Annotated in this window: 25 protein-coding genes; 19 read left to right on the top strand and 6 right to left on the bottom strand. The window is 44.6% G+C overall.

Annotation, left to right across the window (positions count from 1 at the left end; genetic code table 11):
• Positions 1-84: 84 nt before the first annotated feature.
• From BM358_RS19030 to BM358_RS19010, 5 genes are all read left to right on the top strand, one after another.
• The gene (locus BM358_RS19030) at positions 85-873 is read left to right on the top strand and encodes an isocitrate lyase/PEP mutase family protein (protein ID WP_028542253.1); all 789 of its coding nucleotides are present in this window, start codon (positions 85-87) and stop codon (positions 871-873) included.
• Positions 874-910: 37 nt separating this feature from the next.
• Positions 911-1471: a bifunctional transcriptional activator/DNA repair enzyme AdaA gene (locus tag BM358_RS19025; protein ID WP_023989728.1), complete on the top strand. Its 561-nt coding sequence runs from the start codon at positions 911-913 to the stop codon at positions 1469-1471.
• Between the two features lie 25 nt (positions 1472-1496).
• Positions 1497-1982: a methylated-DNA--[protein]-cysteine S-methyltransferase gene (locus BM358_RS19020; protein ID WP_028542254.1), complete on the top strand. Its 486-nt coding sequence runs from the start codon at positions 1497-1499 to the stop codon at positions 1980-1982.
• A 13-nt stretch (positions 1983-1995) separates the two neighbouring features.
• Positions 1996-2283 carry an antitoxin Xre/MbcA/ParS toxin-binding domain-containing protein gene (locus BM358_RS19015; protein WP_023989726.1) on the top strand — a complete coding sequence of 96 codons (288 nt, stop codon included), beginning with the start codon at positions 1996-1998 and terminating at the stop codon, positions 2281-2283.
• A 167-nt stretch (positions 2284-2450) separates the two neighbouring features.
• Complete coding sequence (locus tag BM358_RS19010; RefSeq protein ID WP_028542255.1) at positions 2451-4334, top strand: stalk domain-containing protein; 1884 nt, start codon at positions 2451-2453, stop codon at positions 4332-4334.
• Positions 4335-4419: 85 nt separating this feature from the next.
• Here the strand turns inward: BM358_RS19010 and BM358_RS19005 are convergent, their stop codons facing one another.
• Positions 4420-4977 carry a YdhK family protein gene (locus BM358_RS19005; protein ID WP_028542256.1) on the bottom strand — a complete coding sequence of 186 codons (558 nt, stop codon included), beginning with the start codon at positions 4975-4977 and terminating at the stop codon, positions 4420-4422.
• Positions 4978-5267: 290 nt separating this feature from the next.
• On the opposite strand from BM358_RS19005, the gene BM358_RS19000 reads away from it, so the two are divergent.
• The 3 genes from BM358_RS19000 to BM358_RS18990 all read left to right on the top strand — a co-directional run bounded on the left by BM358_RS19000 (position 5268) and on the right by BM358_RS18990 (position 8103).
• Positions 5268-6107 (top strand): MetQ/NlpA family ABC transporter substrate-binding protein, encoded by an 840-nt coding sequence (locus tag BM358_RS19000; protein WP_049828471.1) that lies wholly within the window; start codon positions 5268-5270, stop codon positions 6105-6107.
• Between the two features lie 69 nt (positions 6108-6176).
• On the top strand, positions 6177-7352 hold the full coding sequence (locus BM358_RS18995) for an aminotransferase class I/II-fold pyridoxal phosphate-dependent enzyme (protein ID WP_028542258.1): 1176 nt from the start codon (positions 6177-6179) through the stop codon (positions 7350-7352).
• A gap of 40 nt (positions 7353-7392) precedes the next feature.
• Positions 7393-8103 carry a 5'-methylthioadenosine/adenosylhomocysteine nucleosidase gene (locus BM358_RS18990; RefSeq protein ID WP_028542259.1) on the top strand — a complete coding sequence of 237 codons (711 nt, stop codon included), beginning with the start codon at positions 7393-7395 and terminating at the stop codon, positions 8101-8103.
• An 18-nt stretch (positions 8104-8121) separates the two neighbouring features.
• Here BM358_RS18990 and BM358_RS18985 read toward each other — a convergent pair whose 3' ends face one another.
• The 4 genes from BM358_RS18985 to BM358_RS18970 all read right to left on the bottom strand — a co-directional run bounded on the left by BM358_RS18985 (position 8122) and on the right by BM358_RS18970 (position 11573).
• Positions 8122-8607: a DUF5381 family protein gene (locus BM358_RS18985; RefSeq protein WP_023989721.1), complete on the bottom strand. Its 486-nt coding sequence runs from the start codon at positions 8605-8607 to the stop codon at positions 8122-8124.
• Positions 8600-9436 (bottom strand): hypothetical protein, encoded by an 837-nt coding sequence (locus BM358_RS18980; protein ID WP_028542260.1) that lies wholly within the window; start codon positions 9434-9436, stop codon positions 8600-8602. The genes BM358_RS18985 and BM358_RS18980 overlap by 8 nt, the downstream gene beginning before the upstream one ends.
• Before the next feature lie 33 nt (positions 9437-9469).
• Positions 9470-10555 carry a WXG100 family type VII secretion target gene (locus tag BM358_RS18975; RefSeq protein ID WP_028542261.1) on the bottom strand — a complete coding sequence of 362 codons (1086 nt, stop codon included), beginning with the start codon at positions 10553-10555 and terminating at the stop codon, positions 9470-9472.
• 271 nt (positions 10556-10826) lie between these two features.
• Positions 10827-11573 (bottom strand): MORN repeat-containing protein, encoded by a 747-nt coding sequence (locus BM358_RS18970; protein ID WP_028542262.1) that lies wholly within the window; start codon positions 11571-11573, stop codon positions 10827-10829.
• Between the two features lie 161 nt (positions 11574-11734).
• Between BM358_RS18970 and BM358_RS18965 the strand changes: the two genes are divergently transcribed.
• The 5 genes from BM358_RS18965 (at position 11735) to BM358_RS18945 (ending at position 15348) form a co-directional block, all read left to right on the top strand.
• The gene (locus BM358_RS18965; protein WP_028542263.1) at positions 11735-12661 is read left to right on the top strand and encodes a cell division protein ZipA C-terminal FtsZ-binding domain-containing protein; all 927 of its coding nucleotides are present in this window, start codon (positions 11735-11737) and stop codon (positions 12659-12661) included.
• 20 nt (positions 12662-12681) lie between these two features.
• The gene (locus BM358_RS18960; protein WP_028542264.1) at positions 12682-13380 is read left to right on the top strand and encodes a DUF1963 domain-containing protein; all 699 of its coding nucleotides are present in this window, start codon (positions 12682-12684) and stop codon (positions 13378-13380) included.
• A 100-nt stretch (positions 13381-13480) separates the two neighbouring features.
• The gene (locus BM358_RS18955) at positions 13481-13951 is read left to right on the top strand and encodes a DUF6097 family protein (RefSeq protein WP_028542265.1); all 471 of its coding nucleotides are present in this window, start codon (positions 13481-13483) and stop codon (positions 13949-13951) included.
• A 52-nt stretch (positions 13952-14003) separates the two neighbouring features.
• Positions 14004-14471 (top strand): hypothetical protein, encoded by a 468-nt coding sequence (locus BM358_RS18950; RefSeq protein ID WP_028542266.1) that lies wholly within the window; start codon positions 14004-14006, stop codon positions 14469-14471.
• Positions 14472-14550: 79 nt separating this feature from the next.
• Positions 14551-15348, top strand: coding sequence for a hypothetical protein (locus BM358_RS18945; protein ID WP_023989713.1), 798 nt, complete (start codon positions 14551-14553; stop codon positions 15346-15348).
• A gap of 29 nt (positions 15349-15377) precedes the next feature.
• On the opposite strand, the gene BM358_RS18940 is transcribed toward BM358_RS18945, so the two are convergent.
• The gene (locus BM358_RS18940) at positions 15378-15800 is read right to left on the bottom strand and encodes a hemerythrin domain-containing protein (RefSeq protein WP_028542267.1); all 423 of its coding nucleotides are present in this window, start codon (positions 15798-15800) and stop codon (positions 15378-15380) included.
• 169 nt (positions 15801-15969) lie between these two features.
• On the opposite strand from BM358_RS18940, the gene BM358_RS18935 reads away from it, so the two are divergent.
• From BM358_RS18935 to modB, 6 genes are all read left to right on the top strand, one after another.
• Complete coding sequence (locus BM358_RS18935) at positions 15970-16758, top strand: YwiC-like family protein (protein ID WP_028542268.1); 789 nt, start codon at positions 15970-15972, stop codon at positions 16756-16758.
• Between the two features lie 14 nt (positions 16759-16772).
• A complete protein-coding gene (locus BM358_RS18930; protein WP_028542269.1) occupies positions 16773-17888 on the top strand; it encodes a TIGR04053 family radical SAM/SPASM domain-containing protein in 1116 nt (371 codons plus the stop codon).
• Positions 17872-19293: a protoporphyrinogen oxidase gene (gene hemG / locus BM358_RS18925; protein WP_028542270.1), complete on the top strand. Its 1422-nt coding sequence runs from the start codon at positions 17872-17874 to the stop codon at positions 19291-19293. The genes BM358_RS18930 and hemG overlap by 17 nt, the downstream gene beginning before the upstream one ends.
• A gap of 109 nt (positions 19294-19402) precedes the next feature.
• A complete protein-coding gene (gene ric, locus BM358_RS18920; RefSeq protein WP_028542271.1) occupies positions 19403-20122 on the top strand; it encodes an iron-sulfur cluster repair di-iron protein in 720 nt (239 codons plus the stop codon).
• Positions 20123-20150: 28 nt separating this feature from the next.
• On the top strand, positions 20151-21002 hold the full coding sequence (modA, locus tag BM358_RS18915) for a molybdate ABC transporter substrate-binding protein (protein WP_028542272.1): 852 nt from the start codon (positions 20151-20153) through the stop codon (positions 21000-21002).
• Positions 20999-21676 (top strand): molybdate ABC transporter permease subunit, encoded by a 678-nt coding sequence (modB, locus tag BM358_RS18910; protein WP_028542273.1) that lies wholly within the window; start codon positions 20999-21001, stop codon positions 21674-21676. The genes modA and modB overlap by 4 nt, the downstream gene beginning before the upstream one ends.
• Positions 21677-21735 lie beyond the last annotated feature (59 nt).

Below are 21735 nucleotides of genomic sequence, written 5' to 3'. Positions count from 1 at the left end.
CAGATCATAAGTGCAAGAATGAGGACGAAACAAAGATAGCCTCTTGATAAAATGAGTTACATCACATATCAGGAGGCTATATTTATGAACAAAATTCATCAGTTTCATGCACTTCACACATCAGAGGAACTTTTATTTTTAGGGAACGCCTGGGATATGCTATCTGCGGTGGCTCTGGAGAAGGCAGGCTTTAAGGCGATAGGTACGACGAGCTGGGGAATTGCCAATACGCTTGGATTCTCAGATGGAGAGCTTATTGATTTTGACCAGCATGTAAGCATTATTCGGACGATTGCTGAGCATGTTCAGATTCCAGTGTCGGCAGATATTGAAGCAGGATATGGGGAGGATACGGCAACGATTGTTGAGCATGTTTTAAGGATAGCCGATGTGGGAGTTGCAGGGATTAATATTGAGGATTCTTTGAAAACGAAAAAGGGACTTCGAGAAGTGGGCCTGCACAGTAACCTGTTGTCCAAAATAAGAACAGCATTGGATACGCGTGGGTTTAAAAAGTTTTTTATAAACGCAAGAACGGATACATATTTGCAGATGGATGCCCCACTTTCAGAGACCATAGAGCGGGCCAAAGCGTATGTGGATAGTGGTGCGAGCGGAATTTTTGTTCCAGGATTAAAGCGTGATGAAGAGATCAGGGAAGTTGTGTTTCATATACATGCTCCGCTTAATGTTTTATCCCTGCCGGGTCTGACGAATGTCCACCAGCTTCAGCAGTTAGGAGTTAAACGGTTTAGCTTTGGAAATGCATTTTCTGATAAGATAATAGTTGCTTTGCAAAAGAATGCAGAACAGTTGATAGAGCTTCAAGATACATCACATTTTTATGAGGATTTTGCAAAATCCTTGAGCTAGATGAATATGAACTATAGAAAGGACTGAGCATTCGATCATGGCTAACCTTAGTCTTTCTTTTGAAGAAATGTGGGAGAAAATTATAGCGTGTGATCGTAAGTATGACGGGTTGTTTTTTACTGCTGTGAAAACAACCCGCATATACTGCCGACCTTCCTGTCGATCCAAAAAGCCGAAGAAAATAAATGTGGAGTTTTACTTTGATTTGGACAAAGTGGAAAAGGCGGGTTTTCGTGCTTGCAAAAGATGCCAGCCCCATACAGACCATTCGCCGTATATCAGACTTGTGCAGAATGTAGTAACCTTCTTGGTCAATCATTACAAGGAAAAACTTGTATTGCAGGATATTGCGGACCATATCGGAATAAGCTCCTTTTACTTGGATCGGATCTTTAAACAGGAAACCGCCGAAACCCCGCGTACGTATTTGGAAAAAATAAGAGTAGATAAGGCAGCCTATCTTCTTAAAAGTACAAATCTTACGAATCTTGAGATTTGCTATGAGACGGGCTTCCAAAGTCCCTCCCATTTCTATAAGGCGTTTCGCAGCTTGAACCATTGTTCTCCTAGTGAGTATAGAAAGTTGAGTAAGGAATAGGAAAGGAAGGAGGTCGTATCCTTTTATGAGTGAACTTTACGTATTGAAGTATGTATCGCCGATTGGAGAGATAGAGATACAGGGCACAAATGAGGCTGTCTATTCTATTATGTTCTCTAATCGGAATGAGCTCTTAACGAGGGCTATAGAAGAGGTTCCAATCCAAGTATTAGCGGAATGCGCTATCCAGCTTGACGAGTATTTTAAAGGTGAGCGCTTTGAGTTTACGTTTCCTTATGCCTTTGAAGGTACGGATTTTCAGCAAAAAGTATGGAATGCTCTGGTGTCCGTGGGGTACGGTAAAACGACAGCTTATAAAGATATTGCTCTTGCTATTGGAAATGAAAAAGCGATCCGATCCGTAGGCAGTGCTAATGGAAAAAATAAGCTGAGCATTGTGATTCCATGTCACCGAATTATCGGTTCCAATCAGAAACTAACGGGCTATGCAGGAGGGCTATGGAGAAAAGAATGGTTGCTCCAGCATGAAAAGCGTTGTCTGAGGCCCTAAGGAGGGTTCGTAGATGAGAGACATATATTTGAAAGAGTTTAAGCCAGAGAACTGGGCCAACATGGTTCAGATCTATCAGGAGCGGTATGCACAGGTAGATCCGGCTATAAGAGCAAAAGTGGTCGAAAGTAAAATTCCCAAGGAGATTCAGATTGTGCTGCTGCCCGATATGGGGGAATATTTGCTGACTTGGATGGATCGAAAAGTCCCCGCACTCGGCAACGAAACACCGTCGGATTATTTGAAAAGCGAAGAAGGCACTAAAGCACTGAAGGCGGCCATATTACGTATGCCACGTTGAAGAAGCGGGCCAAGGAGATACATATGAACATTGAACAGATGAACAGAGCGCGAATGATGGAAAAAGTGAGTTCGCATATCCATAACTGTAATCAGATGGCATGAACTTCATCTAACCCTATGCTATGATTTACCGACAAGACTATAGATTCAAAAGGGGAAATAAGAATGAAGCTCAAAAGAATGATGTTCCTACTTTCGTTTTTAACGATACTCGTAGGGTTGTTCACTTTGTGTACAGAAAGTGTTCATGCTGCCAATTCGACAGTATTCAGAGATGGAGATAAGCTTAAGCTTACCCTTGATGATGGGAATGGAGTAAACAGAGTGTTTAAATTCGATCTCCCGTTTACGATTAAGCCTGATACACCAATTCGTCTGTATAGCAACTATATTGAAATTCCTCCTGGTGACTTTACGATCGATTATGCCAACTCCACAATTTCGATTGCAGATTCACGACCAGCACCTGGGCCAGGATCAGAAAATCATATAGAGTTTCCTATAGTTACAACTATGGAAGGGACTGTGCAGTCAGTCGATGAATCTACAGTAACTCCACTTGCTGGGGAGCCGAAAGTAACGCAGCCTGAGGTGGAGACCAATCTAAAAGAGATTCCCACTCCCAGTGAACCCGAGGTTGCTCAACCTGTGGATGAACCGAAAGTCATTGAACCTCAAGTAACCCAGCCTGTCGTGGAGCCTAAAGTGGACCAAGAGGTGGATGAGTCACCGGAAATCCCTTTGTCTATCCCGTCTGGAGAAAATTTTCCGGGGACATTTACAATCAACACTTCAGGTACGTCATTTTCGGTTCGTTTGAAAATGAAAAATATTCAACCCACGTACACTTCATACGTTATGGTCAAAAATGCGGATGCTCAATTAATTAAACGGATTCAGTTCGATCCGGAAACAACGTTTAGCTACCCATTGAGTAACCTGAATTTATCTACGGGTGGATACTACTTTTATATCAAAATGATCGATCAGTCGGGAAATTCGGCAGCATCTGTACCCCAATTTGTTCCCATAAATAATAACAAGGCTCAGCAGGTTGAGGTGTTTATAGACGGGAAACTGCAACAATATGAGCAGCCTGCGACCTCTATTAGCGGAAGTATGCTGGTGCCATTTCGTGCCGTTTTTGAGGCGCTTGGGGCGAAAGTGAAATGGGATGGAGCTACCAAGACCGTTACTGCAACCAAGGGAAATACAACGATTAAGTTAACTGTAGGCTCCAGAGATGCCTATATCAACGGTAAATTAGTGCGTCTCAATGCGGCGCCGAGACTCATTAATGGCAAAGTAATGGTTCCTATTCGCTTTGTAAGTGAGGCGCTGGGTGCGAAGGTAAAATGGAATATTGCAGCTCAGAGCGTTGTGATTTTTCATGCTCCACCGCAGGTTTTGACAACCAGTGAAAGTGAACAATTAATGGAGGAAAATGAAGATGCTTCCGAATCACATTCCAATCCAACGATTCTAAAAAAGATATCCACCACCTTCTCCAAATCTACGGATATTGTGTTCGTCATAGATGTTACGAGTAGTATGACAGGGACGCTGGATTATGTGAGACAGAAGGTGAGAGGCTTTGTTGATTCCGTTCCAGCAGGTTCCCAATTTGCTGTCGTCGCATTTCGGGATATCAATCTGAAGGCAGATAAAGATTTAGAATTTTTGGAGTTTACGACCGATAAAAACAAGTTAAAAGGTAATTTGAATATGCTGAGCCCTTCCGCTGGTGGGGATTTGAAGGAATCGGGATTAGAGGCTATTCAGTTAGCTATAAGTAAATTCCCCAAAAATTCTAATTCCAAAACGATCATATTCATTACAGATGCCCCAGTTCATGATAAGAATACAGATCTGGGTAAAGCACGTTTTTCAGTAGATGAAATCAACGAGCAATTACAGAAAAATGGCGTTATTTTTAATGCAATCGTGCCTGCAAATGGACCAGCCAACAAACAAATGAAAAAGCTTGTAGATACCAACAAAGGGGCTTTGTATGATATCAAGGATGCCAAGCTGAATTTAGCGAAGTAGGTTTGTCCAAACTCAAATAAAGCCGTATAAAGGGAGCCGATGTCAGGCTCCCTTTTGCTATCATAAGCACCTGTGTTGTAAGTGTCTAATGGGCTGAAAGCTCACTCTCCGTCACCCATTTATGATTTTTGACAGGCTCCCCTCCTGTAGTCGGCGTATAATCTACCATATATACGGTCGTTGGTTCTGCGGAGTCAATGGTAGCCTTAGCCCCATACATCCCTTTCATATGATCTGCTGTAAGGATAACCTCCGTTCCCGGTGCATAGGGCTCGCTGCCTGCATCTTTAATCTCTTCATGAATAACCCACTTATGATTATTCACTTTTTCTTCTCCAGTGGTTGGAGTATATGAGACCGTATAAGCAGTAGTCGTATAAGCACCAACAATCGCGGCAGTGGCCCCATTCATGCCTGCCATATGGTCAGCTCGAATAGTCGCTTGGCTACCAACTTTGAAGGCTGGATTTTCAGCTTCTTTTAGTCCGGTAGGAAGCTCACTGGAAGTGGAATGGTTCATATCCGATGTGTCGTGCTGTTGACTGCTGTTTGTCGTGTGCTCCTGGTTCGGCGTGTTACTGTTTCCGCACCCACTCAAAATAATCATGATTGTACCAGCGAGCAAAGCCCATTGCATTCTCATATTTACAGCTCCTTTAGGGTTTTAATTACATATTTTAAATGTACCCCTATGGGGTATATTTAAAACGGAAATATATGACAAACGTGTGAAGTGTTTTGCTTTCAAGGGGATCTCCTGTTGTGCCCCCTTTTTTGCTATGCAGAAGATGCGTAATTAAATGTTGTTGACAGTGAATAAAAAATCATTGTAATATCTATAAAACGCATCAAGTTACTTGGTATTTTGGGCGACTGTAAACATTCTAACTCACCAAAAGTAGATGATATCAAGGAGCAGGGGGAGACATCAAAATGAAGAAACCATGGATTTCATTTATATTGCTGCTGGGAGCAGTCGTGCTTTTTATTTCAGGCTGCGGCAGCAAGAATACGTTGGGCAACGCTGCGGGTGAAGAAAAGAAAACACTGCATATCAGCTTTAATCCCGGTCCATATAGCGATCAGTTTAAGAATGGTGTGGCTCCATATTTGGAGAAGAAAGGCTATACGATTACATATAAAGAGTTTACAGACGGTGTTCAGCCCAATGTAGCCGTGGCTAAGGGGGATATTGATGCTAATGTGTTCCAGCACTCGCTCTACCTGGATTCTATGAATAAGCGGGAGAATATTGATCTGATTGGTGCTGTGCAGGTCCCGACTCCTCCAATGGGATTGTACTCCAGCAAGCATACCAGCCTTGACGAAATCAGTGATGGAGCCCAAATCAACCTGCCTAACGAGCCAGTCAATATGCTGCGTGCGCTGAATATTTTGAAGGAAGTAGGCTGGATTACGTTAAAGGACAATATCGATCCATTGCAAACCTCGGTGAACGACATCACCTCTAATCCGCATCATCTGCAATTTGTTGCTACCGACCCGGCACAGGGGCCACGTGCACTAGAGGATGTTGATTTTGCGGCTATACAAGGGAACTTTGCTGTATCGAATGGAATAAAGCTGACCTCGGCATTAAAGCTTGAAAATATGACAGATCCGTTCACGAACGTGGTTGCTGTGGACAGCAAGAACAAGGATAAGCCCTTCGTCAAAGACATTATTGAAGGATATCATTCAGATGAATTCCAAAAGTACATCCAATCGAATCCTGATTATGAAGGCTACAAGCTGCCAAGCTATTTCAAATAATATGGGGTATTATCTTCTGCGGGCTGACGTTGTCAGCCTGTATCTTATGGATAGAAGGTGGAGATGAACGTGATTTTTTCATCCTCTGATCTCGTCAAGGCTCTGCCTGACAACTATTTTAGCGCAATGGATGACAAAGTGAATCTGTATAAAAGCAAAGGAATAGATGTAATCAATTTGGCAGCCGGCAACCCGGATCAGCCAACACCGGCGCATATCATCAGCGCTTTGAAGGAAGCGGTCGATCAACCGATCAATCAGGGCTATCCACCTTTTCATGGGAAAAAAAGCACGCTGGAGGCTGTCGCCGCGTTCTATAAACGGGAGTATCAGGTGGAGCTGGATCCTGACCGGGAGGTTGCCATATTCAACGGCTCAGCCATAGGCGTAATGGGGATTCCACAGGCGCTGCTGAATCCCGGTGATTGGTTATTGACCACCGATCCGGCATATCCCCAATATTATTCCGCTGCTGCGCTGGCAAGAGCCCATATTCATACGATTCCGCTTGATGAGAAGCATGGCTTCTTGCCTGATTATACAACCGTGCCGGAAGAAATCGCAGAGCAGGTCAAATTGCTCATGATTAATTATCCGAACAATCCGACTGGAGCAGTAGCTACTGCAGATTTTCTGACAAAGACGCTGGATTATGCCGCTCGATATCAGTTTCCGGTTATGAATGATTTTGCTTACGGTGCTCTTGGATTTGACGGGCATAAGCCGATTAGTTTATTGCAAATCCCCGGCGGCAAGGAATATGGCGTCGAGACGTATACGGCTTCCAAAACGTATAACATGGCTGGATGGCGCTTCGGCTTTGCAGTGGGAAATTCGTCCATCATTGGTGCGCTCAAGCATTATCATACGCATGCCTACAGCACTGTTTTTGGAGCGGTGCAGGATGCGGGGGCTGTGGCATTGCTGGGCACGCAGGAACCGGTACGGGAGCTCGCGGCGTTATATGAGCGGCGCCGTGATATTCTCATTGCAGCGTTACGAGGTATTGGCTGGGATGTAGCTGCTCCCCAAGGGTCTTTTTTTGCCTGGTTCAAGGTGCCAGAGGGTTACACATCCGCTTCATTTGCAGACTTTTTATTGGACGAGGCACATGTTGCGGTCGCCCCTGGAGAAGGCTTTGGTCGTGCGGGAGCTTCTTATGTGCGGGTCAGTCTGGTGAACAGTGAAGAAAGGCTGCTGGAGGCGGTGCAGCGCATCGCAGCAACGGGTATTTTTCAAGTATAAGCTGGAATACAAGGAATTCATGGAGGGAGCGAGAAGAACTTTGAGTATAGCGATTATCGGAGCCATGGAGGAAGAAATAGCAGATTTGAAAGCGCAGATCGAAGGGATAAAGATGACCCAGATTGCGAACGGGATTTTTTATACAGGCCAGCTTGAGGGCAAGGAGGTTATTCTGCTGCAATCAGGAATTGGCAAAGCGAACGCAGCCTCGACTACGGCGCTGCTGATTGAGCGATTTAGCCCGGAGCTTGTCATTAATACCGGGTCTGCGGGTGGGCTCGATCCAGCGCTGCATGTTGGCGATGTTGTAGTGGCGACCGAGCTGACTTACAGCGATGTGGACGGAACGGCGTTCGGCTATACCTACGGACAGGTGCCACAGATGCCGGCAAGTTATCCTGTCGATCCAGCGCTGCTTGCTTTTGCGACAGAAGCGCTGGCGGAGACCAGGATTGAGGGGCAGATCGTCAACGGATTGATTACGACGGCTGACTCTTTCATCTCCCAGGCTGAGCGCGCCCATTTTATCCGTAGCCAGTTTCCTGAAGCGAAAGTGACGGATATGGAAGGGGCCGCGGTCGTTCAGACTGCGTACCAGTTTGGTGTTCCGTTTTTGGCTGTCCGTTCTTTGTCTGATCTTGCTGGTGTAGAAGCGGCGGATTCTTTTGACGCCAATCTTGATTTGGCTGCGGCCAACTCGGCAGCAGTGGTTGTGGCTCTTGTAGCTGCATATGATAGAGACAAGCTTTGACATATTCAATGGCACTATTCAGGAACGTTTTTTCTTTGGCTTGCCATGCTGGTTAATGAGAGTTCGAAGTTGTTTCCCGGCTTGGTTTAGCTCAACATCGTTCAACACATAATCGGTGCTGACTTCCCAGGTGCTGTGGTCATTCAGATGAAAAATAAAGGCGGGAAAGCGAGGGCGCAACCATTTGCGGATGGAGGCCCCTTCGAATTCGACTTTAGTGATTGCAGACCATGGGACAGTTCGAATACCATCGGAAATGCTGTGCTCGTCAAAAATGAACAGATAGGTATCCTTACGAAGCGTTCTGCTCAAACAAACCACAAGATAGCTACCGAAAAAAGGAAGTCCGACAATGGCGGACGTAATAAAGAAGAAGATTTGTAGAGCTGAGATATCTTCGTCGATAAAAATGAGCAGCAGCAAAAGCAGACAAATCAGCACAAACATCAAGCTGCCCATGGCTTTCCAAAATGCCAAAGATCTTCGATATACAATTTTATCCACGGAATACCGCCTCGTCGCGTACAAACTCCTGAATGAAATAAGTTATTCGTTCTCTCCAGTCAGCTTCGGTTACACTTTCAATACGCAGACATGGGGTGGCCTGCATATCCAGTTCTGTATTTCTTACGATCCACACATCATTCGTTCCTTTAAGAACAAATAGTAGATTTGTAACGGAAGGTCCATCTTCATCCGTATCCGCGTATATCATCTGGCTCAAATTATCTAGGCTACACTGATTACGATCAAAATCCTCTCGCCAGTCTTGTATTATTTGCTGAGCGGACTCATGAAGCTTCCACGTTGTCATTTGCTGCATGCTGAAGCTGGAAGAGGTTAACTCATTCCATTGTTCTTCTGTCAGATCGACGTATCGGCTGTGCTCATTGAAGTTCGAAGCAAGCAGGCCGAACAATTGATCAATGTCGTGATGCCAGTCTTCTGGGGAAGACCAGCGAAAGAAATGGAGTTCATTGTGGCTGGAAAAATGATACAGAAAACGTTCATTTCCATGGTGTATCGTTAATGTATTTTGCTTGTCCTGTTGCTCCTTGTAGCCACGTAGCATCTGGCGGCTTTGTACCAGATGAGCTAGCATCTCAACAATAAACGCATCAAATTCGAGCTGTTGTTGCCCGTCATCCCGTTGTTCCATCAAACCCTTGGATATCAGGCTATGCGTTGCGGCATGAAAAAGCAGTTCCCAGCGATCTTCGGTTAGTTCCCCGTAATAAGATTGGAGCAGACCAGAAGCCATATCTTCTGCGCCCAGTGCGGTCAAGGCAAAGCCTAGTTCCTCAAGCGTTAAAATTACCGTTTGTTTGTCCATAGTCAGGCTCCTTCTCCATCTGTTAGGTGTATGTCATTTAAATAGTTTGCTGGCCCAACGTATCCCCTTTTCGGCGAATTTGGCGACTTTTCCACCTGCCCAGCTTCCCACCGTACCGCCGACGTAAGCACCGACGGCTGCACCGACCGGACCACCGATAGCGCCGCCTACGGCTCCCAAAGCAACAGCACCGCCATAAGTTGCAGCGGTTTTAATCGCTACGTTAGAAGCAGATACAGCCACATCCGTTCCGGTAAGCTTCCCGCTTTTCCATTTTCCAGCCAGACTGATACCCTCGCCCACAATATTCATGGTGGCATTAATAGGGTATAGCTTTTTGGCAATCATGCCGGGAATTTGGCGGGTGGCTATGCCGTAACGGCCTTTTTCCACCCCGGCGATGACGTTCCGCGTCCACTGAGGAAAGCTATTGGCTTTGTTGAATCCGAGGCCGAGCTTACCCATTTGAAGCTTTCCAGCTAAACGATCAAAGCCCTTTAAACCCTTCATCACAATACCGGGTTTAGCGAATTGGCGGTTTAGGCTTTTGCCCAAATTACGCATAAACGCATTGTTACCCTTGCCATTCACCCATGCCGCATTATGTATAACCGCTCGAGTGGGATTCTTCAGACTTTTCTTGAATTCTACTGTTTTGGTGAGCACAAGTGTGGAAGCCAGACCGCTATAGATAGCTGTTCCGGCAAATCCCAGTTGCCCGCGCCATTTATTGGCTTCTGAAATGCTGTTAATAGCTATATCTGCTGGATCGGGTCCTTTTTTCCCGGAAGTTGCCCCTTCACTGCTGCCGATCTGTCCGCTGTGATCTCCTTTGGGAATACCCGTGTCTGCTTGGGTGTCTGTTTCCTTGAATTTTACTGCAATGGAACGCAGCTCTGTGCTGACAGAATCGACAGTTTGAGTGAAAGCATCCATTTGTCCACGCGCTTTATGAAAATCCTGATAAAAGCGCTGCTGTGTTGTTCCTGCCCAGCTATTTTCCAACATCTGAATATGCTGTGACAGTTGTCCGCAAATTTGTGCCCCCAGCTCACGTGCCTGTGCGAACTGCCTGGAAACCGCCTCTAGTTTCTCAGGAGGAACCATAATTTTAGCCATGATGTCCACCTCGGATGATTAAAATAATTACTTATATTTTAGTGAATCTAGTGGGGGTTAGCAAAAAAAGGAGGGGATTTAAGTGAAAAATAAGTCATTTGTATGAGTTCATGAGGGGGCATAAGGGAGAATAGTAGGAGGTGTTATGATCCGAAGTTCTTATATGTCATTCATAACGAAACGAAAAAAGCCCCTCTTTTCAAATGGAGCTTTCCATTAGAAAGAGAGGCCTTCTTGCGTAGAGGCTAATGCATGTTTCGCGTCGTATTAATTATTTTAGCGGAATCTGCTTGGACAGCTTTTCAAACTGCTGCAAGTGAGGAGTGACCTTGGCGGTAATTCCTTTGAAATACTTGATAGACGCTTGTCTTTGACGTTCCTTGGTAGCAGTCTCTTCAGGGAACATAGAGTATTCCTTTTGGACAGAGCCATTTTTATAATTTACGGAGAAGAGATCTCCTTTTTGCCATCTTTGGACCAGATCTTGATTACTGTGCAAGATATTTAGTATTTCTTTGCTATTTTTATAAGTGAAGCTGTAGTCTGGATCTGCCACAGCGTGGATCACTTGGTAGCCACTCTGTAATCCATTGTTCTGAAAGGTACCTACTTGGATCTCGTTCGAACGTACGGTTCCGTCCATTTGGGTCACTTTTTCAGTCTGCGTACCCTTGCCACTCATCGTGTCATTGCTCCATGTGCCGTTGTATACGACTTTATGATTTTGTCCATCTGCATCGGTGTATTGATTTATATATTTTCCGGTACCTGAGCGCTTGCCATTCACAAAATCACCCGAATACTGCTTATATTCGCTCCATTTGATCGTACCACGTCCGTTCGGCTGCCCATTCTCGACCTCTCCATAGTAAGTAGTCTGACCGGATAGCTGAAGCAATTCCTTGGTTGCAGCCGCATTCGCCGCAGGTGTACTTACAGACAGCGCTCCAGATATTAGCGATGCGGACACCATAATAGGCAGAGACAGAGCCTTCCCTTTTTGCCAAAGTTTTTGCATCATGAGTTCTCCCCTTTCGAAGCTGTGAAGTTTCTAAAAAGTTATGTTCAACAACCCAGCACCGTTTTTATACTATTTTGTGCTTGGTGAGTTATAGTTTAATATAGATTGAGAATTATAGGAAACTGTAAAGTGAAAACAGCTAGCTAGGAGGGAGATTCATGAATTTACCTGAACATGGGAGTGAGGATGTATCTAGCATCCTTGCCGTGGAGTTGGAACATGAGCCTGTGAAGGCCATAAAAGGAATCCATCAAGTGGAGCCTGATGCAAATATCTATTGGCTGATTGATGTGGAATTCAGTGGTTTTACGTTGTCAGATGAGGATATTTTGCAATTGCTCAAAGGATATATCGTGTATGGACATGTCCATGATTTACAGATGTGGACTAGTGTGGGGCGAAGATCGGCAGGCGAATGCCATTTTGATAAAATCTGTATTTGTATAGATATATTCGATAATGTAGAGATGCATATTCGTTTAGATGAAGCCAAGGTTGCAGACTTTATGAACACACTGCCAGCGCGTTTTCAGGAGAAGGGCACTGTTCATGTGCTTCCTCGGGAGGATGCTGCCCGTGCACGTGCAAAAGCGGAAAAACTTAAAGCATTTACAGATCAGGAAGGTGAAAGGGAACATGCTGTCATGCTTAGGCTGGTAGCGGATCAAGGCCAATCTTACCGTGGAGCGGATATCTGGGATGTCATGCTGAGTCTCGGAATGGAGTGGGGAGATATGGATATTTTCCATGCACACCATCACGGGCTGGGAGGCTATGATGAACTATTTAGCGTACATACGGGAACCGAGCCTGGATTTTTTTGGTTGAGTACACTCGCAGAGGATCGCTTTGCAGATTTGATTTTCAGTATGGATGGGGTACGAACCGTACAGCCGCAAACTGTGTTTGAGGCGATGTGGAAAAGTGCCGAATATGCACGCGCCAGACTTGGCGGGACATTAGTGAATGAACAGGGTCTGCCAGCTGTGCCGGAAGATTATCTGCGCCAGATTCAAGAGATGGAAGATCGATTAAGAGAGTTTGGATTTAAAGCAGGCGAGGATGTTGTTCTGTTTCTATTCTAGATTAGAAAGGAGTGGTTTCGTTGTCCAGCAACGCTATTGAGAAGCTAAGAACGATTCTGAAACGTAAAGCTACTATTTTTCATACAGGGGGTCGCAGACCTTCGGATTCCCTTGATCAGAGCTGGATTGGTAGAGTTACAGTGGCTTTGCCAACGGAGGAGCAACCCATTGATGTACAGGGGAATGTTATGGCTCCGATCATGCAATTGTATTTGCCTGCCTTGCCTTTTGTTCCTCCGGCTATGCACAGTGTCAAGCTGTTGACGGTCTTTCTGTCTCCCGATGTACTGGATCATGAGGACATGGAAGGATATATGTGTATTCGTGAGTATACGTCGGTAGAGGATTTGGTCGAAAAAGATTTTGGTCCGGCATTTATGCAAATCAAGGCGTTCCCGCTATTCCCTGAGCTCAAAGAGAATGACTATCCGGTCTGGGACGGTGAAGACATTCCTGAGGAATATGGCGATGCCCTCAACCATTTGGACGAGGAGGAACCCGACTTTGAGGACATCGTAGAGGAAATATATGCGGTTCACAAAATCGGTGGCTATCCCAGCTTTGTTCAATCGGGCATCGACTTTGGCGAGGGCTATGAATTTGTGTTTCAGATTGCTTCAGATGCCAAAGCCCAATTGAATATTGTAGATGGAGGCAGCTTTTATTTTGCCAAGCATCAGAATGAAGGAGTCTGGCGGGGTTACTTTGATTTTTACTAATAGGCTCATTTAGAGAGCGGTCTGGAACCGATAGTTTTGTAGAGCATGGCAACCCTATATACTCGTAGTTTAGAAGCTATCGAAAATGGAGTGAAAAGATATGAATGTTTTAGGTCAGTTAGGTTCTGCTATCCAGAGTAGTTTATTTATTCAATCCGAATTGAAGAAAGCTCATGCATTTATTCAGAAGCACAACCTACCTGTAGAGCAGGTGGAAAATGATTTTCACAAGCAAATCATCGTGCTGGAGCAATATGCGGGAACTCGCATTTTTCAGCGAGAGCTTGCTAAATACAAAGTAATCAATGTAATGCTTATGATCATATCTGTGATCATATTGCTGGCAGCAGGCATCGTTGCGGCGGTGGAATATTTACAACCCGAACGACATTTGCTGCAAGTGCTGGCGAATGCCATGTTTGACCATTGGGTTCCCTCTATCACTTTGCTCAGTGTTGTATTCGTGGGTGTGATCGTTCTTGCCATCGTTAGAAATGTTTATGCCAAGCAATTACATACGCGCGTGCTAGATCGGGCATGGCAGGCCATTTTCAATCATGTGGACAAATGAGGACAGAGAGTAACTGTAGGAGATTGGCATAATAGCTGAAGGAGTGACAGCAATGAATGACTGGGAATCGGGAATCATTCAGATCGATGGTGAGCGTGCGATCTACTCATCTTTAACAGAAGATCAGTTGTTAGAGACCACTTGGTATTCGAAATATTTTCATTCTTTAAGAAGGCTAGGGAATAACTACATCTGGTATCATTTCGATCAGGTTTCTTTGCTGCGTCGGCATTTTTTTGTGTCTGTATGCTTTAAGGATACAAGCCTAATTGTCGTGGAGATTTCGCTTCAGGGCAATGAATTTCCAACTTCTTGGGATAATTGGTCTGAGGAAGGGGAGAGAAAGCGGCAAGGGGAGCATGATCGTTTGTTACAGCAACATTTGTCCGTGAAGCCAAGCTATCGTCAAACCAAGCCTTACCCCTATATGGAATATGAACTGAGCTGGGGGAAAATCTCTTCTTATTTTGACCCCCGGTCAGGAAATACGGCCATTGCTTTTAAATATAAAGATGAATAGCAATCTTACATAAAATGCACTACAACCCTGAGCTTCGTATTGGAGGTGAAGGGGTTGAGATGAGTAAGGGAGATGTGTTGTGGATAAAAAGGCAAAAAAAATACTGATGAACACATTCTGGTCCTCCAGCGGCTGGAAGCAGGAGCGGGGATCTTTTTCGGGTGAGGATTTTGAATATGCCAAAAGTAAGGGCTTGATGTTCGATCCGATCACCATTACACATAACGAGATTATAAACAGATTACATGAGCTGCATCAGCAAAAGGCTACAAAAGAGCGAGTGGCAGCAGCATTTTTGCACAGCCTTTCCACGAAAAAGGTTCATTTACGAAGCGCCTTATCGAGCTGGGCATTAACCGCTGGGCTTCCTTTGCACACCTATGGTGAGCGGCCTGTCGTCCTGCCCAATTACAGTAGCTGTGGGGATTGTAATTTTAATAAAATGATGTCTGATAATGAATACGTCAATGAAGATTTGAATGTACTGAATTTTGAACGAATCAAATGGGGCGGTATTCGTCTGAACCACCTTCTATATTGCTGGATGGACCTTGAATTGTTCAGTCAAGAAGAGGATGTTCAGGTTTCCGATGAGGATCTAGCTATACTTCATAACATGCTCGAAGCTGTTCAGAACTGTGATGCTCAAAGCAGTGCACGTCAATTGGAAAAGCGCTGGAAGGATGTGTTTCCATCCAGCAAAAACGAGCGTGATGTAGTCATGGAGGTGTGGGGATATGCCGGACTGCTGGTCCCACAGGACACGCCTCGTAAACGACAGCACGGCAATCATGATTTTTATTCCGTAGCAGCTTGGCAAGGAGATGACAGATACTCGCAGGAGGCGTTGGACTATTTCTTCGGTACGTTTTTATAGAGAAAGTGAATCGTTATGCCACATCTTGATCATGACGGTTCCTCAAACAACAAACGTTCTTCTTCCCGACTATGAATAGCATTGACAACCAGAAGCGCGTGGAACTGCTGAAGAACTTCAGGCGTAAGCCCTTCTTCACGGATCCCGGCTTTGAGCTCTTTTACAATGATTCGGAGCAGGTCATGATCCCGTGTAAGTTTGACGACAGCCTCCTGCAGTTTTGGTTTTTTCTCGACCATTTCCTGATAGAATCCTTCCTCTTCTGCATCAGCATGGCTGAGAATGCGGGTTTCCCAATATTCGATCAAGTGGTCGGCAGCCTGACGCGCCACCTTGAATTCTTTTGCTTCGAGTAATTCTTCTACTTCTCTCGTCTTATCTAGAGCGCCAGTTAGCCCGCCTTGATGAATGGCATGATGAGCATGCAGTTGACGTAAAGAAGGTCCTCCCATAACAGTTCATCCTTTCTTTGTTCCCTTTTTTAGTACAGTATAGCATAAGAAAATAGCGTTATTTTTCCGGTTAGGATATTCCCCGCTAAGGAAAAGGGAACTCCCTAATTGGTTCAATTTCATATAATACTTAGAATGAAGTTAGAAGATAAAACTCAATCTTGGGGGAATGGATGATGAATCGATTAACCGAAATAACAGACATAAAAAAGATTGTGAAAAAAGGATCAAGAGTTTGAAGGGGATGAGCAGATACATACCTAATCAACATGGAGCCTGGGCCATGCTCGTTCTTCCATTTTTATTCGGTTTAACTGCTTCTCGAGGGGAACTCATTCATATCCCCCTATTTGTGTGCTGGTTTTTTATCTACTTATTCAGTGTTCCTGTCCTCCAATGGATCAAAACAGGCAGCAGTGAAAGATACCGCAAACCCGCCGTTGTATACGGAGTGATATTACTTCCTTTGTTAATTTCACTGATATGGTTTGAGCCTGCTTTGATCTGGTATGGAGTTCTTCTATTGCTCTTTTTTATGGCTAATATTTATTTTGCAAAAACGAAAAATGAACGTGCTTTACTCAATGACATTGTTGCAATTCTACTCTTTTGTTCTTTTATATACCCTGTTATTTATATGGGGGGAGGAGAGGATTGGAGAGTAGCAACAGAGCTATTCTTACTTTTGGTGCTTTACTTTATCGGAACTGCTTTGTATGTCAAAACGATCATTCGTGAAAGAAAAAATATACGTTACCATTATGCTTCCATCATCTATCACTTGGTGATTTTGTTGTTTGCTACCTGGTTAAAGTTACCTCTGTTTGTTCCTTTTTTGATTTTTTTGATACGAGCCATATGGCTTCCTAAACTCGGATTAAAGGCAAAACAAGTTGGCATGGCGGAAATTGGATTTTCAATGATGCTCTATGTTTTTGTGTTGTTTTTATACTTCTAAAAGGAGAGACATCAATGATATCTTTGAAAACGCCGCGTGATTATCATACAGATCCGTTTATAGTCATCTGGGAGGTTACACGAGCTTGTGCTTTAAAGTGCCTTCACTGTAGAGCGGAAGCTCAGTACAAACCTGATCCTCGCCAGCTGACATTAGAAGAGGGTAAGAAGCTGATAGATCAAATTGCTGAAATGAATCATCCGTTGGTTGTATTCACAGGCGGAGATCCTTTAATGCGTCCTGATCTGTTTGAACTGGCTCGATATGCAATTGAAGAGAAAAATCTGTCGGTTTCAATGACCCCCAGTGCCACCCCTAAAGTGACACGAGCAGCGGTAGAAAAAGCAAAGCAAGTTGGGTTATCGCGGTGGGCGTTTAGTCTGGATGGTTCATGTGCAGACATTCACGATCATTTTCGGGGTACAGTGGGTTCTTACGATACGACCATGCGAGGAATTGGTTATTTAAAGGAACTGAACATCCCTATTCAAGTGAACACGACGGTGTCCCGGTACAACCTTCATGATCTGGAGCAAATTGCAGAAAGGGTAAAGGAAATGCAGGCCGTGTTATGGAGTTTATTTTTCCTTGTTCCAACCGGACGTGGCATGGAGAAAGATATGATTACTCCTGATGAGCATGAAGCCGTAATGAAATGGTTGTATCAAATACAGCAACAGATGCCGTACGGCGTGAAGGCTACAGAAGCTCCTCACTACCGGAGGGTCGTACTGCAGCAAAAGCACAGAGCAGGTGAGAGCAGTGTAGCAGACGGACAAAAGAGGGCAGATGTTTTAGGACGTGCTCCTAAAGGCGTAAATGATGGAGATGGATTTGTTTTTATTAGTCATATCGGCGAAGTATACCCGAGCGGTTTCCTGCCTCTTATGTGCGGGAATGTACGAAAGGATAGCCTGGCAGATATTTATCGCAACTCTCCGATCATGATGAATCTTAGAGATAAGTCCCTACTTAAAGGTAAATGTGGAGTCTGTGAATTCAAGGCCGTCTGTGGGGGCTCCAGAGCAAGGGCTTTTGCAATAACAGGAGACTATTTGGAGAGTGACCCTTATTGTGCTTATATACCCGGAGTTGGAGAGGAAAAGTGTTTTCATGAAAAAAAGTTCTAAAAAAGTCGTTATTCTCGGTGGAGGAATAAGCGGTTTAAGTGCTGCCTTTTATGTGAAAAAGCTGGCTGAGGATAGGCAGCTTGAAGTAGAGATTACACTGGTGGAGAAAAGTGAACGTCTGGGAGGAAAGCTACAAACCGTTCGCCAAAACGATTTTATGATCGAAAAAGGACCAGATGCTTTCTTGGCCAGAAAGACAGCAATATTGGATCTGACCATGGAGTTGGGGCTGGAAGCAGAGCTGGTATCGACAAACCCGAAAGCCAAATCTGCTTGCATTTTGCATAAGGGCAAACTTCATACGATGCCGATGGGCTTCATTCTGGGCATTCCAACAAAGCTCACCCCCTTCATTCGGACAGGGCTTATTTCTCCGCTGGGAAAAGCACGGGCAGCCTTGGATTTATTCATTCCAGCGAAGAAAGGTGATGAGGACGAATCTCTAGGGGATTTTATCAAACGGCGTCTCGGCAAAGAAGTTCTGGATCAGATTACAGAACCTCTGCTGTCTGGAATTTACGCTGGGGATACTCATTCTCTGAGCCTTATGTCAACTTTCCCTCAATTTAAACTAATGGAACAAAAGCATGGAAGTTTGATTAAGGGTATGTCTAAAGGGGCGGGAAGAAAGCCAGCAGTACAAGACAAACTGCCGGATATCGCTAAGAAAAGTATGTTTCTTTCTTATCGGCTAGGATTATCTACGATCGTGGAGCGGCTAAAGGAAAGGCTGGATACCGTACGTTTTGTTATGGGGCAAGGTGTAGTTGAAGTAAGGAAAGAAAACGGTTATCAGGTCATTTTAGAACATGGACAAAAAATAGATGCGGATGCGGTGATTTGTGCTGTTCCAGCTTTTGAAGCGGCTGCATTATTTTCCGGCGTTGCAAGCGCTAGCTGGTTACACAAGATTCACTATGTTTCCGTAGCCAATATTGCCCTTGCTTATAAAAACACAGATCTTAATTTTGCTTTTGAGGGAACGGGATTTCTAGTCCCCCGCAAAGAAGGCAAAAAGATTACCGCATGCACTTGGTCTTCGACGAAGTGGAGCCATACTGCTCCTGAAGGATATACGCTTTTACGGACCTATATCGGACATGCAGGTGCACAGGAGTGGATTCAGATGACAGACGATCAACTTGTGGATGCCGCGCGCAAGGATTTGAAAGATTTAATGGGCCTGGAAGCGGAACCGGAATTCACAGAAGTCAGTAGGTGTGATCGATCGATGCCGCAATATCCGATTGGACACAAAGAGCATATGGCGAAGATGAGACAGGACTTTGCACAGTATTTACCGGGTGTTTTTCTATGCGGTGCCGGCTATGGGGGCGTTGGAATTCCAGATTGCATCGCTCAAGGGAAAGAAGCGGCTGAACAGTTGCTTTCTGATTTTTTATAATCAGGCTCTTTCCACTAGTGAAAGAGGGAACCCCCTGATTGGTTCAGCTTTAAGGGAGACGTAGAATGAAAGTTAAGCACAAAATCGAAGTAAGATGGAGGAATGGAAGATGAGCCAGTTAACGGAAGAAACATGGGTGGCGGACATTGTGAAAGTAGTACCCAAAACGGGAGATCTGTTCCGCAAACTGAGGATTGATTTCTGCTGTGGAGGGAAAATATCGCTCCGTGAAGCAGCAGCCAATCGAGGCCTCCACGCTGGTGAGCTGCTGACGCAGATACATGAAGTGGAAGAAAAGCAGGCACAGCATAAGCAAATGCAACCTCCTTCACTCGAACCCAAAGAACTAATCGCCTATATTCAAAATGAGTATCATACGAAGCTTCGGGAAGAGCTATCGGCGTTAACGCCGTATGTAACCAAACTAACGCGGGTTCACGGCGAACGTTATCCGCATCTAAAGCGAGTTAATGAACTGTTCACCTTGCTTAAACAGGAATTATCGGAACATATTCAAAATGAGGAGGACCTTGTGTTTCCGATGATTGAAGCATTTTTACAAGAATCAACAGTGGAACGAGCAGATGCATTGAATTCAATTTTATCCAAGTTGCAAGACGAACATCAAACGGTGGTGGAATTCCTGAAGGAAATGCGCTTGATCACAAACGGCTTTGAGCCAATGCAGGAAGCTTGTGGTACGCACCGACTCGTATTGAAGCGGTTAGAAGACCTGGAAGCAGATATTTTTAATCATATTCTTCTTGAAAATTGTACACTAATCGAACGTACAAGACAGGCACAGCTAATAGCGAAACCGATTAATTGATGATGAACTACATGAGGAGCCGAACCAAATGCAAAAATTCATTAAAAGTAGCACTGTTTTCGTTTTGGTTATTTCCATCATTTTATTATTTTCAGGATGCGGTACGAAACAACAACTAGATTCAAATGTTGGCAGCGCCGGTCAGAATGGATCTTCCAGCCAGACATCTTCGAAAACGGCTGAAACTACTGAGCTTACCATATCCGCAGCAGCAAGTTTAACGGATGCGCTCAAAGAAATTCAGCATTCATACGAATCGATCCATACAGGCATCAAATTGAATTTTAACTTCGGCGGCTCTGGTGCGCTGGAAAAACAAATTGAGCAAGGAGCGCCATCGGATTTGTTCCTATCCGCTTCGACCAAAAACATGAGGTCCCTTGTTGATCAGCAGTTAATAGATACGAAAAAACAAAAAACGTGGCTGACGAACGAATTGGTCGCGGTTATCCCTGCAGACGGGACGATGAACATCGCGAGTGTAACCGATTTAACAAAAAAAGAAGTGAAGAAAGTTGCGATCGGAATTCCTGAAAGTGTTCCAGCGGGCAACTACGCACAGGAAGCACTGACGAAAGCGAAGCTTTGGGACACGTTACAGAGCAAGCTGGTTCAAGCGAAAGACGTTAGACAAGTGCTGCAATATGTGGAAACTGGGAATGTAGATGTCGGATTTGTATATAAAACAGATGCATTGACTTCACAAAAGGCAAAAATCGCCTTTGAGGTGGCTCCCAAAACCTATTCACCTGTTGAGTATCCAATCGGGATTGTCAAAGCTACAAAGCACATTCAAGAAGCCGAAGACTTTTATGCATACCTACAATCGCAAGAATCTCTGAATATTATGGCTAAGTATGGATTTACCATACCGAAGTGAGCATGCAAGATATAGATTGGAATGAATATTGGCCTCCTATCCGACTATCGTTGCAGGTTGCACTGTTATCCAGCGTTCTGGTAATCATATTAGGCTTGCTTGTGGCATGGTCAATGTCGCGGTTAGGATTATTTAAAGGGAAAACGGTTGTTGAAACCGTGCTTATGCTGCCCTTGGTACTCCCACCGACGGTTGTTGGTTTTTTACTGCTCATATTACTTGGACGAAAAAGCGGGTTTGGACGTTTTGTGGAGCAATGGTTTGGAGAACCTATTATATTCTCGTGGTGGGCTGGGGTTATAGCAGCGGTGGTAGTGGCTTTTCCTCTTGTCTATCGGACGCTGAGAATGGGATTGTCTTCTGTTGACCGGGACTTGGAAAACGCGGGACGTTCGATGGGTGCAAGTGAATGGCAGGTTTTTCGATATATCACCTTCCCTTTAATTTTCCCTTCTTTTAAGGCTGCCTTTATACTCGGTTTTGCCCGCGGCCTGGGCGAATTTGGTGCTACGCTGATGATTGCCGGAAATATTCCGGGTAAAACACAAACAATTCCGACGGCCATTTATATTGCGGTGGATGCTGGTCATCTTCCTATGGCCTGGGCGTGGACATGCTCTATTATACTCATTTCTTTTATCATGCTCCTGTTAACGGGCCAAAAGAACAATTAACCACTTCATACAAGCTTCCCTTTAGCAGAGGGAGGCTTTTTTGTATCTTTCCATAGAAC

The organism is Paenibacillus sp. cl130, assembly GCF_900116035.1.
Lineage (GTDB): Bacteria > Bacillota > Bacilli > Paenibacillales > Paenibacillaceae > Paenibacillus > Paenibacillus polymyxa_B.
The sequence above is the reverse complement of the archived record's forward strand: the minus strand, read 5'-3'. Positions and strand labels throughout refer to the sequence as shown.